Annotated in this window: 13 protein-coding genes; 9 read left to right on the forward strand and 4 right to left on the reverse strand. The window is 71.9% G+C overall.

What is annotated here, in order from left to right:
- Positions 1 to 113: 113 nt before the first annotated feature.
- A complete protein-coding gene (locus ACO229_RS07555) occupies positions 114 to 533 on the forward strand; it encodes a nuclear transport factor 2 family protein (protein ID WP_397410261.1) in 420 nt (139 codons plus the stop codon).
- A 145-nt stretch (positions 534 to 678) separates the two neighbouring features.
- Here ACO229_RS07555 and ACO229_RS07560 read toward each other — a convergent pair whose 3' ends face one another.
- Positions 679 to 1,527 carry a helix-turn-helix transcriptional regulator gene (locus ACO229_RS07560; protein ID WP_423464399.1) on the reverse strand — a complete coding sequence of 283 codons (849 nt, stop codon included), beginning with the start codon at positions 1,525 to 1,527 and terminating at the stop codon, positions 679 to 681.
- A gap of 164 nt (positions 1,528 to 1,691) precedes the next feature.
- Between ACO229_RS07560 and ACO229_RS07565 the strand changes: the two genes are divergently transcribed.
- The 6 genes from ACO229_RS07565 to ACO229_RS07590 all read left to right on the forward strand — a co-directional run bounded on the left by ACO229_RS07565 (position 1,692) and on the right by ACO229_RS07590 (position 8,026).
- Complete coding sequence (locus ACO229_RS07565) at positions 1,692 to 3,137, forward strand: MFS transporter (protein ID WP_423464400.1); 1,446 nt, start codon at positions 1,692 to 1,694, stop codon at positions 3,135 to 3,137.
- A gap of 137 nt (positions 3,138 to 3,274) precedes the next feature.
- The gene (locus ACO229_RS07570) at positions 3,275 to 3,928 is read left to right on the forward strand and encodes a hypothetical protein (protein WP_423464401.1); all 654 of its coding nucleotides are present in this window, start codon (positions 3,275 to 3,277) and stop codon (positions 3,926 to 3,928) included.
- Positions 3,921 to 4,811 carry an SDR family oxidoreductase gene (locus ACO229_RS07575; RefSeq protein WP_423464402.1) on the forward strand — a complete coding sequence of 297 codons (891 nt, stop codon included), beginning with the start codon at positions 3,921 to 3,923 and terminating at the stop codon, positions 4,809 to 4,811. Before ACO229_RS07570 ends, ACO229_RS07575 begins: the two co-directional genes overlap by 8 nt.
- Before the next feature lie 11 nt (positions 4,812 to 4,822).
- Positions 4,823 to 6,283 (forward strand): aminotransferase class I/II-fold pyridoxal phosphate-dependent enzyme, encoded by a 1,461-nt coding sequence (locus ACO229_RS07580; RefSeq protein ID WP_397433944.1) that lies wholly within the window; start codon positions 4,823 to 4,825, stop codon positions 6,281 to 6,283.
- A gap of 164 nt (positions 6,284 to 6,447) precedes the next feature.
- Positions 6,448 to 7,467: a serine hydrolase domain-containing protein gene (locus ACO229_RS07585; protein WP_423464404.1), complete on the forward strand. Its 1,020-nt coding sequence runs from the start codon at positions 6,448 to 6,450 to the stop codon at positions 7,465 to 7,467.
- Positions 7,468 to 7,687: 220 nt separating this feature from the next.
- Positions 7,688 to 8,026, forward strand: a complete 339-nt coding sequence (locus tag ACO229_RS07590) for a helix-turn-helix domain-containing protein (RefSeq protein ID WP_397433947.1) — start codon at positions 7,688 to 7,690, stop codon at positions 8,024 to 8,026.
- A 64-nt stretch (positions 8,027 to 8,090) separates the two neighbouring features.
- On the opposite strand, the gene ACO229_RS07595 is transcribed toward ACO229_RS07590, so the two are convergent.
- Together ACO229_RS07595 and ACO229_RS07600 are read right to left on the reverse strand one after the other, a co-directional pair.
- A complete protein-coding gene (locus ACO229_RS07595; RefSeq protein WP_423464405.1) occupies positions 8,091 to 8,678 on the reverse strand; it encodes a ClpP family protease in 588 nt (195 codons plus the stop codon).
- Positions 8,675 to 9,304, reverse strand: a complete 630-nt coding sequence (locus ACO229_RS07600) for a ClpP family protease (protein WP_397410240.1) — start codon at positions 9,302 to 9,304, stop codon at positions 8,675 to 8,677. Before ACO229_RS07600 ends, ACO229_RS07595 begins: the two co-directional genes overlap by 4 nt.
- A 148-nt stretch (positions 9,305 to 9,452) precedes the next feature.
- Between ACO229_RS07600 and ACO229_RS07605 the strand changes: the two genes are divergently transcribed.
- Together ACO229_RS07605 and ACO229_RS07610 are read left to right on the forward strand one after the other, a co-directional pair.
- Positions 9,453 to 10,031 carry a TetR/AcrR family transcriptional regulator gene (locus ACO229_RS07605; RefSeq protein WP_423464406.1) on the forward strand — a complete coding sequence of 193 codons (579 nt, stop codon included), beginning with the start codon at positions 9,453 to 9,455 and terminating at the stop codon, positions 10,029 to 10,031.
- 31 nt (positions 10,032 to 10,062) lie between these two features.
- Entirely contained in the window at positions 10,063 to 11,211 is a 1,149-nt protein-coding gene (locus tag ACO229_RS07610) for a GDSL-type esterase/lipase family protein (RefSeq protein ID WP_423464407.1), read from the forward strand.
- Between the two features lie 42 nt (positions 11,212 to 11,253).
- Here ACO229_RS07610 and ACO229_RS07615 read toward each other — a convergent pair whose 3' ends face one another.
- A complete protein-coding gene (locus ACO229_RS07615; RefSeq protein WP_423464408.1) occupies positions 11,254 to 12,765 on the reverse strand; it encodes an alpha-N-arabinofuranosidase in 1,512 nt (503 codons plus the stop codon).
- Positions 12,766 to 12,824: the final 59 nt, after the last annotated feature.

Raw genomic sequence — 12,824 nt, forward strand, 5'->3', positions numbered from 1 at the left:
ATGGAGATCGCGGCCTCCCGCGAAGGGCGCGGCGTCCATACGTTGTCTGTGCCGAGGTTCTCGTCTCACGACGGACGCCTCGGCGCGACAACCACTGCACATTGGAGGAATCGATGCGGTACACCCCCCAGGAGGAATCGAACCTGGAGGTCGTCCAGGCTGCCCTGGCCGAAGGAGCGGAGGACTTCACGAGGTTCTTCACGGAGATCTTCACCGAGTCCACCACCTGGACGATCGCCGGCCACGGTCCTGTCGCCGGTGAGTACAGCGGTCTGAAGGACCTGCACGAGAACGCGGAGAAGGCGCTCTTCGACCGACTCGACGGGCCGCTGGCGATCACGCCACGAGGCCTGTGGGCCGACGGCGACGACGTCATCATCCGTATCGACAGCACGGGTCGTGCTCGGGACGGCAAGCCGTACCACAACGGATACCTCTACATCCTGACCATGAAGGACGGGAAGGTCGTGTCCGGCATCGAGTGGCTCGACCTGCACGCCTACTACGACATCGTCGAGCGTGTGACGGTCTGACGGGCGCGAGCTGCTCCTCCCGGAGGAGAGAGCACCACAGCGAGCCGCGGTGTCCCGCGGCTCGCTGTGGTCGTGCGGCTCGCCGTGGTCGTGGGGATCCAGCGCGCCGAGCGTCCCGGGGGACGGGCGGCCGGCACTAGTGCGCTCAAGACACCGGCGCCTGGGCGTCAGGGCTCAGGGTGGCGAGCAGCTGCAACGACTCCTCCGCCTCGCTCCCTCGTCGCGCGTCGCAGACCAGGAGGCGCAGGCCTTGCGCCGCGGGGACGACGAAGTCGTGGAACTCGAGCGCGAGCTGCCCGACCACCGGATGGAGCAGTGTCTTGGTCTGGTGACTCTTGCCGATCACGACGTGCGCACCCCACATCTCTGCGAAGTCGGCGTCGGCCTCGGCGAGGTCGTCGACGAGCTCCTGGATGTCGCCGCGTACCGACGTCTTGCCCCACGCCTGGCGGAGCGCCCCCACGGTCTCGAGCGCGACACGCTCCCAGTCCACGTAGAAGTTCCTCGCGAAGGGATCGAGAAACATCATCCTGGCGAAGTTGTCCGTACGCGAGAAGCCCCGGTACAGCGTCCGGCCGAGGGAGTTCGTCGCGAGGATCTGCTGGCTCTCGTTGTAGACGAACGCAGGGTTCAGCGACCACCGGTCAAGAAGTCCCTGGATCTCGGGCGACACGTCCTCGCTCAGCGGAGATCGCTGCTGCACCACGTCCGCGCCGGCCAGGCGGTACAGGTGAAGACGTTCGTCCTCGCTCAACCGGAACACGCCGACCAGGGCGTTCAGCAGCTGCGGGGAGGGGTTCGCCTCGCGACCCTGCTCCAGGCGCGTGTAGTAGTCGATGCCCACGCCTGCGAACGTCGCCACCTCCTCGCGTCGTAGTCCTGCGACGCGCCGTCGGCCGCGGGCCAGGCCCAGGGACGCAGGTTCCGTTGCTTCGCGGCACCTGCGCAGATAGGCGCCGAGCTCAGTCCTCACGCGCCGAGCGGTGTCGGCCATGGAGCGACTATAACCAGCGGTTCCGGCTGGCCGGGCCGATGCGGCCCCACGTCGTCTAGACTCTCCCCGTCTGACCGACAACAGCGTCGGGTCTGGTCGAGTGCCGATGAGCGCCGATCGGGGCTGGAAACCCCGGACGCCCCACTCGTCGAAAGGACACTCCCTTGACCTTGCCTGCCTCGGCCGCGCCCGCGCGGCGCTGGTGGATCCTGGCCACCGTCTCCCTGACCCAGCTGCTCGTCGTCCTCGACGGCACCATCGTCAACGTCGCGCTGCCCAGCGCGCAGACCGACCTCGGGCTGTCCGACACGGCACGCCAGTGGGTCGTCACCGCCTATGCCCTCGCCTTCGGCGCGTTCCTGCTGCTCGGCGGGCGTATCGCCGACTTCTGGGGGCGTCGCCGCACCTTCGTCCTGGGCCTCGTGCTGTTCGGGGCCGCCTCGGCGTGGGGCGGCCTGGCGCACTCGGGCGCCGAGCTGCTCGTCGCCCGCGGCGTCCAGGGCGTCGCCGCGGCGCTCATGGCGCCCGCCGCGCTGGCCATCATGACCGTCACGTTCCCGCACGGCCGGGAGCGCAACACCGCGTTCGCGATCTTCGGCGCGGTGGCCGGTGCCGGGTCCGCCGTCGGGCTGCTGGTCGGCGGCGTGCTCACCGAGTTCCTCAGCTGGCGGTGGTGCCTGCTGGTCAACGTGCCGTTCGTCGCGGCCGGCGTGGTCGCGGCGCTCGTGCTGCTGACCGAGAGCCGCGCCGAGGGTGACCGCCGCTACGACGTGCTGGGCGCGCTGACGGTCAGCACGGGCCTGGCGGCACTCGTCTACGGTCTGACGCTCGCCGAGGAGTCGTGGACGTCGGCGGCGACGCTGGGCATGCTCGCGCTCGGGCTGGTCCTGCTGGCGGCGTTCGTGCTCGTCGAGTCCCGGTCCAACCACCCGCTGTTGCCGCTGCGGGTGGTGCGGCACCGGGCGCGTGCCGCGGCGTTCCTGCTGCAGGCGATCGCCGGCGCGGTGATGATCGGGGCGATGCTGTACCTGACCTTCCACCTCCAGATCGTGCTGGGCCTGAGCCCGCTGCTCGCCGGGCTGGCGAGCCTGCCGATCACCGGCGGCATCATGGTCACGGTCCCGTTCGCGACGAGGCTGCTCAATCAGATCGGCCCGCGCCGGCAGCTCATCTTCGGCCCGCTCATCAGTGCGCTGGGCGTGGCGTACCTGAGCCTCATCACCGTCGACGGCAGCTACTGGGCCCAGGTGTTCCCCGGCGTGCTGGTCATGGGCGTCGGCATGGGCTTCACGTTCGTCCCGCTGCAGAACCTCTCCCTGCTCGGCGTCGCCCCGCACGACGCGGGTGCGGCCGCGGCCACGGCCAACGCGTCCAACCAGGTGGGCGGGTCCATCGGCCTGGCCGTCGTGACGGCCCTGTACGTCGCGGTCACGGCGAACGCCGACGACCCTTCCTCGGCGCAGGCTGCGGTGGAGGGGTACTCCGCGGTGTTCCTCGCCGCGGCCGGCATCCTTGTCGCGGCCGCGGTGGTGGCCGCGGTGCTGATCGGCAAGAACGCGATGAAGGAGGCAGCCGCCTCGGAGCAAGGACCGCTCCTGCACGTGGGCTGACGGTGGCCGGAGCCGCTCGGGGGGGCTGATACGTGACGCACGCGCAGACGACCGCGGGGTGTCTCGTGCCACGATGGGCGGTGCGCGTCACCGACCCGCGCGTCCGCCCAGCCTGACCGTCGAGAGGTACCGTGCAGATGCCCCCTGAGCCCCCGCAGCTCGTCGAGCGGTTCTATGAGCTCGCCAAGAACGGCGACTGGCCGGCGGTCCGCGCCGGCTGGCGCTCGTCACCGGCGTTCGCCCGTGAGTGCGCCCACCACGTGAAGCCGTCGTCCGGCTGGGGATTCCTCCACCAGGCCGCGTACGCGGGTGACCGCGCCGCCGCGGCCGAGCTCCTCGCCTGCGGCGCGGACGCGGGCGCCGTCAGCAGGGAGGGGGAGACGCCGGCCGACGTCGCACGGCGGCGCGGCCATGCCGAGGTCGCCGTCCTCGTCGAGGGCGCGATCGAGGCGGACAACCTCTGGGAGCCGCCGACCAGTGCGGACTTGCTCCCGAGCAGCCACCGGTGGGGCGAGGGGCGGCGGCGTGTCGCCACGGCGCCGATGGTCGTCCAGTACGCGGGCAGCACCGTCAAGATCGAGCCGGGCGAGACGTACTGGGTCGACGACCTGGAGCGCACGCTCGTCGGCTGGCACGGCACCTACTCGCCACCGCTCGGCATGGACGCCTACCCGATGGTCGACACCGGCCCCGAGGTGATGCAGCCCCGCCCGTTCCCGGTGCGAGTGACGACGTCCGGCTCGATGCTGGACGGTGCACGCGACGTCGACCGGGGAGCTGCACATGTCTGACCAGACCACGCCACAGGACCCGACCACCCAGCACCCGCAGCCGGAGCAGCCGGCGGACGACCTGCAGCCGCCGGGCCGTACGGACGAGATGTCGCAGCAGCCGGACCACGGCGAGTCCACCTACGAGGGCTCTGGCCGGTTGGCCGGCAGGTGCGCACTGATCACGGGCGGCGACTCCGGCATCGGGCGGGCGGTGGCGATCGCCTTCGCACGCGAGGGTGCCGACGTCGCGATCTCCTACCTGCCCCAGGAGGAGCCGGACGCTCGCACCACGGCACGGTGGGTCGAGGACGCGGGCCGCACAGCCGTGCTGCTGCCGGGCGACATCCAGGACGAGGAGTTCTGCCGCCGCCTCGTCGCCGACGCGGCGGCCGGGCTCGGCGGCCTCGACATCCTGGTGAACAACGCCGCCTACCAGATGTCGCAGGACGGTGGTCTGCGCGACATCACGACGGCCCAGCTCGACCGGGTGCTCAGGACCAACCTCTACGCGCTGTTCTGGATCACGAAGGCGGCACTGGACCACCTGCCCCGCGGGGGGTCGATCATCAACACGACATCGGTCCAGGCGTTCGAGCCGAGCCCGCAGCTGCTGGACTATGCCACGACCAAGGCGGCGATCCTCAACTTCACCAAGGGGCTCGCGCAGCAGCTGGCGCCGGAGGGCGTACGCGTCAACGCGGTGGCGCCGGGGCCGATCTGGACGCCCCTGATCCCCGCCACCCTGCCGGACGAGAAGGTCGAGCAGTTCGGCGGTGACACGCCGCTGGGCCGCGCCGGCCAGCCCGCCGAGCTGGCGCCCGCCTACGTGTTCTTCGCGTCCCAGGAGTCGAGCTACATCACGGGCGACCGGATCGGCGTGACGGGTGGTCGCTCGCTGTGACGGGAGGCGGCATGGACCACTCACGTGTCCCGGTGCTCGAGGCGCTGCAGGAGTTCCGCAGGCGCGGCGATGTCGTGTTCGGCCCACCGGCCCACGGCCAGGGCAGAGGCGCGGACCCTCGGGTCGTCGGTGTGGTCGGCGAGGGAGTGTTCACCTCGGACGTGCTGATGCTCAACGGCCTGGACGACCGCCGCCAGTCGCAGGGGGTGCTGTCGCAGGCGCAGGAGCTCATGGCGGACGCCGTCGGCGCCGAGCACGCGTTCTTCTCCACCTGCGGGAGCTCGTTGTCGGTCAAGAGCGCCATGATCTCGGTGGCCGGTCCGGGCGAGAAGCTCCTGGTGTCGCGCAACGCGCACAAGTCGGTGATCGCCGCGCTGATCATCAGCGGGATCGATCCGGTGTGGGTCCATCCGCACTTCGACGATCACCTGCACCTGGCCCACCCGCCCGAGCCGGACGACGTGCGGGCCGCGCTGGAGGAGCACCCGGACGCGAAGGGCATGCTCCTGATCTCGCCGACCGACTGGGGTACGTGCGCCGACATCGCCGGTGCGGCGAGCGTGTGCCACGAGTACGACGTCCCGCTGCTCGTCGACGAGGCCTGGGGCGCCCATCTGCCGTTCCACGACGACCTGCCGGCGTGGGGCATGCACGCCGGCGCCGACCTGGTGGTCACGAGCGTGCACAAGATGGGCGGCGCCATCGAGCAGAGCTCCACGTTTCACCTGCAGGGCGGTCGGATCGACCCCACGGTGCTGCAGGCCCGCGAAGACCTCCTGGGCACGACCAGCTCCTCCAGCCTCGTGTACGCGACGCTGGACGGTTGGCGGCGGCAGATGGTCGAGCAAGGCCGCGACCTGTTGGGCGGCGCCCTGGAGCGCGCCGCGCGCCTCCGATCCGCGGTGGACGGGCTCGAGGGGCTCGAGGTGATGGGCCGCGAGGTCGTTCGCCCCGGGGGCGCGGCGGACCTTGACCCCCTGGCGGTCACGATCGATGTCCGGCCGCTGGGGATCACCGGGTACCAGGCGGGGGAGTGGCTCCGTGCTCGGTGCCAGATCGACGCCGGGTCCACCGACGCCTGCCGGATCGGCGTCCGCCTCACGCATGCTCATGGTGACGCCGAGGTGCAGCGGCTCGTGGACGCGCTGACGCTCCTGCCCCGCGAGGCGCCCACGCTGGAGCGTCCGCCGAGGGTCGCCCTGCCGCCGGGTCCGTCGTTCGAGGTGGAGACGGCGATGTCGCCGCGCGACGCGTTCTTCGGGCCGGTCGAGCAGGTGCCGATCACCGAGGCGGTCGGCCGTGTCGCGGCGGAGATGGTCAGCCCGTACCCGCCGGGCGTGCCGGTGCTGGCCCCCGGGGAGGTGGTCGGCGCCGAGGCTGTCGAGTACCTCACCACCGGAGTGGCGGCCGGGATGCTCGTTCCCGACGCGGCCGACCCCGAGCTGACCAGCCTGCGCGTGGTCGCGCGGTAGCGGGCGGCCACGGCTGCGGCACGCCGGGCGCCGGTGCCGGTGCCGGTGCCGGGACGCTCACCGCTCGGCGGATTTCTGCTGGTGCGATGCCGGACCCGGATGGGAACGTACCGCGACGGCGTGATCCGGCGTGGTGCCGGCCACCGGAGGGAGAGGGCAGCACAATGATCAGCCTTGCCGAGCTGGACGCCGTGGCGGCGGAGCGATCGTTCAGCGGGACCGTGACGGTCGACGTCGACGATCACAGAGTCCTGGAACGCTCCTACGGGTTCGCGCATCGTGCCCTGCGGGTGCCCAACACCTCGGCCACGCGGTTCGCGATGGCGAGCGGCAGCAAGAGCTTCACCGCCCTTGCGATAATGCGGCAGGTCGTGGCCGGGACGCTGCGGCTGCAGGACCCCGTGCGCCGGTTCCTCCGCGACGATCTTCCCCTGATCGACGACGGCGTCACCATCGAGCACCTGCTCACCCACACCTCGGGGATGGGCGACTACCTCGACGAGGACGACGACTGGGACCCCGCCGACCATGTCCTCTCCGTCCCGGTGCACACCCTGGAGACCGCCGAGTCGTTCCTCCCGATCCTGGACGGCCTGCCGAGCAAGCACGAGCCTGGTGCGCGGTTCACGTACTGCAACGGTGGCTACGTCGTGCTGGCGATCGTGCTCGAGCGGGTCACCGGGCGACAGTTCCAGGACGTCGTGGACGCCGAGGTGATCCGGCCCGCGGGACTGACCGGCACGGCATACCTGCGGTCGGACGAGCTGCCCGGCGACGCCGCCCTGGGCTACCTGCACCCGGAGGGCGACCGGAGCAACGTGCTGCACCTGCCGGTGCGCGGCAACGGTGACGGCGGCGCCTACACGAGGGCCGCTGACCTGCACCAGTTCTGGCAGGCGTTGCATGCCGGTGCGATCGTGCCATCCGACGTGCTCACCGAGATGACCCGCCCGCGTTCGGACGTGCCGGACGAGGACCTGCGGTACGGCATCGGATTCTGGCTGCACCCGGAGGACCCGGCAGTCGTGATGGGCGGCTTCGACGCGGGCGTCGCCTTCCGGTCGACGCACGATCCCGCCACCCGTACGACCGCGACCGTGCTGAGCAACTGCACCTTCGGGTCGGGAGCCGTCGTGACGCTGCTCCAGGACTCCTGGCTGGACGTGCTGCCGCCCCGGTCGTGAACTCCGGCTGTCCCGTTCCTCACCGCGGGGCGAATTTCGCCCGACGGTCATGCCGGCTGTCCGGGCGTGGTTCTCCTGCTGAGCGCCACGCGGGCCATGCTGTGGCTGGGAACGCCGCACCTCGGCGGTCTCACCGGCTGGCCGGTGGGGGAGAACGGGCGCGCCGCTGCTCTCAGCAGAACCCGCGCCGCCCGCCGGTGGCCCCGACCTACGCTCAGGCATGGCCGAAACCGTCCCGCCCCCACGCCCGAGGCGCGAGCCGCTGCTGCGCCACATGCTCGGTGAACGTCTGCGCCACCTCCGCCGCCTGCGCGGGGAGACGCTGGAGCAGACGGCCCGCCGCGCCGGGATCTCGCCCCAGTACCTCTCCGAGATCGAGCGCGGCGTCAAGGAGCCGTCGAGCGAGATGATCGCGGCGATCACCGGTGCGCTGGAGATCGAGCTGGTCGACCTGGTCCTCGCGGTCGCCGACCGCCTGGTCGTCGTCCGGCAGGCCGTGCCGGTGCGCGGGACGGCGGGGCAGCCCACCTGCCAGGCGGCGTTCGCGCTCGCCGCCTGACGGCTCGGCCGGGGCTCCGGGCCTCAGTCCCCGGTGCCCCGGCCGCCGACGCCGTCCCGCCACGTCAGCGCTGGTCGATCACGTGATCCAGCAGGCCGTACTCCCGCGCCGCTTCGGCGGTGAAGATCCGGTCGCGGTCCGTGTCGGCGCGCAGGGTGGCGGTGCTCTGGCCGGTGTGCCGGGAGAGCGCGGCCTCCATGTCGGCGCGGATGCGCACCACCTCGTCGGCCTGCAGGATCAGGTCCGGGATCGCGCCACGGCCCTGGGCCACGGGCTGGTGCAGGACGACCCGGGCGTGGGGGAGCGCCGCCCGCTTGCCGTCGGCCCCGGCCGCCAGGAGGACGGCGCCGACCGCGACGGCCTGCCCCACGCAGGTGGTCGACACGGGGGAGCGGATGTAGCGCATCGTGTCGTAGATGGCCATCCCCGCGCTCGGGTCGCCGCCCTCGCAGTTGATGTAGAGCTGGATGTCGCCGTCCGGGTTGCTCGACTCCAGATGGATGAGCTGCGCGATGAGGGCGTTGGCGACCCCCGAGTCGACCGCGGTGCCGAGGTAGATGATGCGCTCCGACAGGAGCTGGGAGTAGACGTCCATGATCCGCTCGCCCCGCGGGTGCGCGGCGATGACGTTCGGGATGGTGTAGGTGCTCATCGGGCGTCCTCCTCCGTCACGGTGCTGAAGCCGGTCCGCCGGCGCTCGCGCGGCCGGATGCTATCGAAGCTGGTGACGATCGTGTCGACGAACCCGAAGTCGAGCGCCTCCTGGGCCGTGTACCAGTGGTCGTGCAGGGAGTCCTCGAAGACGCGGTCGACCGGCTGGCCGGTGTCCTCGGAGACCAGCCGCAGGATGGTGTCGCGGGTGTGCCGCAGGTCGTCGGCCTGCAGCTCGACGTCCACGGCCGTGCCCGCGATGCCTGCCGAGCCCTGGTGCATGAGCACGCGGGAGTTCGGCAGGGCCCGGCGCTTGCCCTTCGTGCCCGCGGACAGGAGGAACTGGCCGGCGCTGTAGGCGATGCCGAGCACCAGGGTCGAGACGTCGTTCGGGATGGTCCGCATGAGGTCGCGGATCGCCAGCATCGACGGCACCGAGCCGCCGGGGGAGTGGATCCACAGGTCGATGTCGTCGGAGGGGTCCTCGGTGGCCAGCGCGATGAGCTGTGTCATCAGCAGGGTGCCGTTGTCGTCGTCCAGGGGTCCGTCGAGGACCAGGACGCGCCGTTCGTACAGCTCGCGTCGGGAGTGGGTGCCGAACTGGGGCGGCTTCGGTGTGTCGGTCATGACCTCACCGTGCACTCCTGGGAGGGGTGCCGGCGGGAACATCTGCCCAGAGCAGGACTGCTCAGAGCAGCGGGCGCGCCGTCCCGCCGTCGCCGAGGGTGCGGACTACTAGCTATAGGTATGGACCTAATGGGTATAGGCTGGAGAGATGAACCGGCCCGCCCTCACCCCCGCCACGGTGGTCGCCGAGGCGGCGGTCCTCGCCGACGAGCACGGCCTGGAGGCCGTCACGCTGTCCGCCGTCGCGCGGCGGCTCGGCGTGCGGACGCCCAGCCTCTACTCGCACGTCCGCGACCACGCCGCGCTCCTGGACGGGATCAGCACGCTCGCGCTGGAGGAGCTCGCGGGCCGGATCGCCGAGGCCGTCGCCGGCCGGGCAGGGCACCCCGCGCTCGACGGGCTCGCGCAGGCGCACCGGTCGTTCGCCCGGGAACGGCCCGGCCGCTGGCAGTCGCTCCAGCGCCGGGTAGGGCCCGCGGTCGCGGCGTCCGACGCCGCCCGGACGGTCGCCGCGCTCATGGACGCCGTCCTGCGGGGGTACGACATCCCGCCGGGCGACCGCGTGACGGTCACACGGCTGGTGGGCAGCACCATCAACGGCTACCTCACGCTGGAGCACGTGGGCAGCTTCGACCACCGAGAACCCGCCCCGGAGGTGTCGTGGCACCGCACCGTCGACGCGCTCGACACCCTCCTGCGCACCTGGCCGACCGGCCAGGAGACGTGACGCCGGCGAGCCGGCACAGGAAAGGACCCCCATGTTCACCACACCCCTGACCGCAGCGTTCCTGCACGGCACCACGGAGGTCGAGGCCACGGCCCGGGGCCTGCGCCCGCACCGTCTCCCGCTGTGGGTCCGCGACCAGTTCCCGGACCCGCAGCTGCTGATGGTGGAGGGCCAGCCGTCGGGCGTGCGCGTGGTGGTGGCCACCTCCGCCCGCACGGTGTCGCTCGTGACCCATCCGCTGCGTGTCGCCTACCGGGGCGCGGACCGGCCGCGGGGCGCCGTCGACCTCGTGGTCGACGGGGAGCCCGTGGCCAGCACGGTGCTCGACGGCGGTGACCTGATCGAGGCCGACCTCCAGACGGGGTCCTCCGAGTTCCGGCCCGGCCCCTCGCACACGGCGACGTTCGACGGCCTGCCCGGCGGCGACAAGGTCGTGGAGCTGTGGCTGCCGCACAACGAGTCGGTGGAGCTCGTCGAGCTGCGCACCGACGCGCCGGTCGCCGCGGTGGAGCCCTCCCGGCGCGTCTGGCTGCACCACGGCAGCTCCATCAGCCACGGTTCGAACGCGACCGCACCAACCCGGATCTGGCCCGCCGTCGCGGCCCGGCTCGGCGACGTCGACCTGCGCAACCTCGGCCTCGGCGGCAGCGCGCTGGTGGACCCGTTCCTCGCCCGCGTGATCCGTGACAGCGAGGCCGACCTGATCAGCCTCAAGCTGGGCATCAACGTCGTCAACCTCGACGGGATGCGGCTGCGCACCTTCGTCCCGGCGGTGCACGGCTTCCTCGACACGATCCGCGACGGCCACCCGGACACGCCGATCGTGCTGGCGTCGGCGATCTTCTGCGCCATCCACGAGGACACCCCGGGGCCGGGCGCGGTCGACCCCGCCACCCTCGGCACCGACCAGGTCCGGTTCGTCGCGACCGGCCGCAGCGAGGAGCAGCGGCAGGGCAAGCTCACGCTCCGGGTGATCCGCGACGCCCTGGCCGAGGTGGTCGAGCGTCGTGCCGACCCGAACCTGCACTACCTGGACGGTACCACGCTCTACGGCCCCGACGACGCCGTCGAGCACCCGTTGCCCGACGCCCTGCACCCGGACACCGCCACCCACGGGCTGATCGGCGAACGGTTCGCGCGGTACGCCTTCGGCGCGGACGGGCCGTTCGCCGGGGCCTGAGGCAGAACCGGTCCGGAGCGGCCTCCGGACCGGTTCACGAGGTCAGACCCGCTCGAGCCGGATCAGCGACCAGGACACGGGCGGCAGCTCGGCGTGCGCGTGGTCGTCGGCCACCTTGGCGGACGCGTTGGGCCGCGGTAGCACGGAGGTGGCGTCGTCGGCCGTCGCCGACCAGGTGTGGTCGGGGTTGGACAGCGTCAGGGCCTCCGCCACGCGCAGGCCGGGGAACCCGCGCAGGTCCACCTCGAGCGCGACGTCCTGCGTGAGCGACCGGTTGACCGCGAGCAGCACGACGCCGCCGGTCTCAGGGTCGTGGGTGGCGACGGCGTCGAGCACGGGCACCGGGCCGAACTTGGCCGTCTCCTGCACGGGGGCGTCCACGGCCAGGCGCAGCACGTCGCCGGCGGCGTGCCGGGCCGTCAGCGCGAAGGGGTGGAACGTCGTCTGCCGCCAGGACCGGCCGCCCGGCTCGGTCATGATCGGCGCGATGACGTTCACGAGCTGCGCCAGGGACGCCGCGTGCACGCGGTCGGTGTGCCGCAGCAGCGAGATGAGGAGGTTGCCGACGACCACGGCGTCGGCCACGTTGTAACGGTCCTCCAGCAGCACGGGCGCCACCGGCCAGTCGTCGCCCGACGGGGGACGCGACTCCGCGCGCTTCTGGTACCAGACGTTCCACTCGTCGAACGAGATGTTGATGCGCTTGGTGTGCTTGCCGGCCGCGCGCACGGCGTCGGCGGTCGCGGCCACCGAGTCGACGAAGTGGTCCATGTCGACGGCGGAGGCCAGGAAGGAGGCGAGGTCGCCGTCCTCCTCCCAGTAGTAGGCGTGCGCCGAGACGTGGTCGACGTGCTCGTAGGACTCGGTCAGCACGGTGTGCTCCCAGGCGCCGAACGTGTCGATCTGCGACCCCGACGAGCCGCACACCACGAGCTCGAGGTCCGGGTCGATCATCCGCATCGCCCGTGCCGTCTCGGCCGCGAGACGACCGTACTCGTGGGCGGTCTTGTGGCCGATCTGCCAGGGCCCGTCCATCTCGTTGCCCAGGCACCACATCGTGATCCGGTACGGGTCCTCGGCGCCGTTGGCCCGGCGCAGGTCGCTCCACGTGGTGCCCCCGGGTACGTTGCAGTACTCCAGCAGGTCCAGGGCCTCCTGGACCCCGCGGGTGCCGAGGTTGACGGCCATCATGGGCTCGACGCCCGTCCGGGCGCACCACCGCATGAACTCGTCGACGCCCACGAGGTTGGGCTCGGTCGAGTGCCAGGCCAGGTCGAGCCGGCTGGGACGCTGCTCGACGGGGCCGATCCCGTCCTCCCAGCGGTAGCCCGAGACGAAGTTGCCACCGGGGTAGCGCACCGTCGAGACGCCGAGCTCGCGGGTGAGCTCGGCGACGTCGCCCCGGAACCCGTCGGCGTCGGCGGTCGGGTGGCCGGGCTCGTGCAGACCCGTGTACACGCTGCGGCCCAGGTGCTCGACGAACGAGCCGAACGTGCGGGGGCGCACCGGTCCGACGACGAACGCCGGGTCGATGGTGACGGATGCGGACAGCATGGGTGATGTACTCCTCGGTGGTTGGTGCGTGAGGCGTGCGCCGCGCGGGCGGGGCCGCC

It is taken from the genome of Promicromonospora sp. MS192 (genome assembly GCF_049532985.1).
In the GTDB taxonomy this organism is placed as follows: domain Bacteria; phylum Actinomycetota; class Actinomycetes; order Actinomycetales; family Cellulomonadaceae; genus Promicromonospora.

Bases quoted from the DNA above. Each gene is read 5' to 3' on its own strand.
- ACO229_RS07555 (WP_397410261.1), top strand. From the start codon at position 114: ATGCGGTACACCCCCCAGGAGGAATCGAACCTGGAGGTCGTCCAGGCT.
- ACO229_RS07560 (WP_423464399.1), bottom strand. From the start codon at position 1,527: ATGGCCGACACCGCTCGGCGCGTGAGGACTGAGCTCGGCGCCTATCTG.
- ACO229_RS07570 (WP_423464401.1), top strand. From the start codon at position 3,275: ATGCCCCCTGAGCCCCCGCAGCTCGTCGAGCGGTTCTATGAGCTCGCC.
- ACO229_RS07575 (WP_423464402.1), top strand. From the start codon at position 3,921: ATGTCTGACCAGACCACGCCACAGGACCCGACCACCCAGCACCCGCAG.
- ACO229_RS07580 (WP_397433944.1), top strand. From the start codon at position 4,823: ATGGACCACTCACGTGTCCCGGTGCTCGAGGCGCTGCAGGAGTTCCGC.
- ACO229_RS07585 (WP_423464404.1), top strand. From the start codon at position 6,448: ATGATCAGCCTTGCCGAGCTGGACGCCGTGGCGGCGGAGCGATCGTTC.
- ACO229_RS07590 (WP_397433947.1), top strand. From the start codon at position 7,688: ATGGCCGAAACCGTCCCGCCCCCACGCCCGAGGCGCGAGCCGCTGCTG.
- ACO229_RS07595 (WP_423464405.1), bottom strand. From the start codon at position 8,678: ATGAGCACCTACACCATCCCGAACGTCATCGCCGCGCACCCGCGGGGC.
- ACO229_RS07600 (WP_397410240.1), bottom strand. From the start codon at position 9,304: ATGACCGACACACCGAAGCCGCCCCAGTTCGGCACCCACTCCCGACGC.
- ACO229_RS07605 (WP_423464406.1), top strand. From the start codon at position 9,453: ATGAACCGGCCCGCCCTCACCCCCGCCACGGTGGTCGCCGAGGCGGCG.
- ACO229_RS07610 (WP_423464407.1), top strand. From the start codon at position 10,063: ATGTTCACCACACCCCTGACCGCAGCGTTCCTGCACGGCACCACGGAG.
- ACO229_RS07615 (WP_423464408.1), bottom strand. From the start codon at position 12,765: ATGCTGTCCGCATCCGTCACCATCGACCCGGCGTTCGTCGTCGGACCG.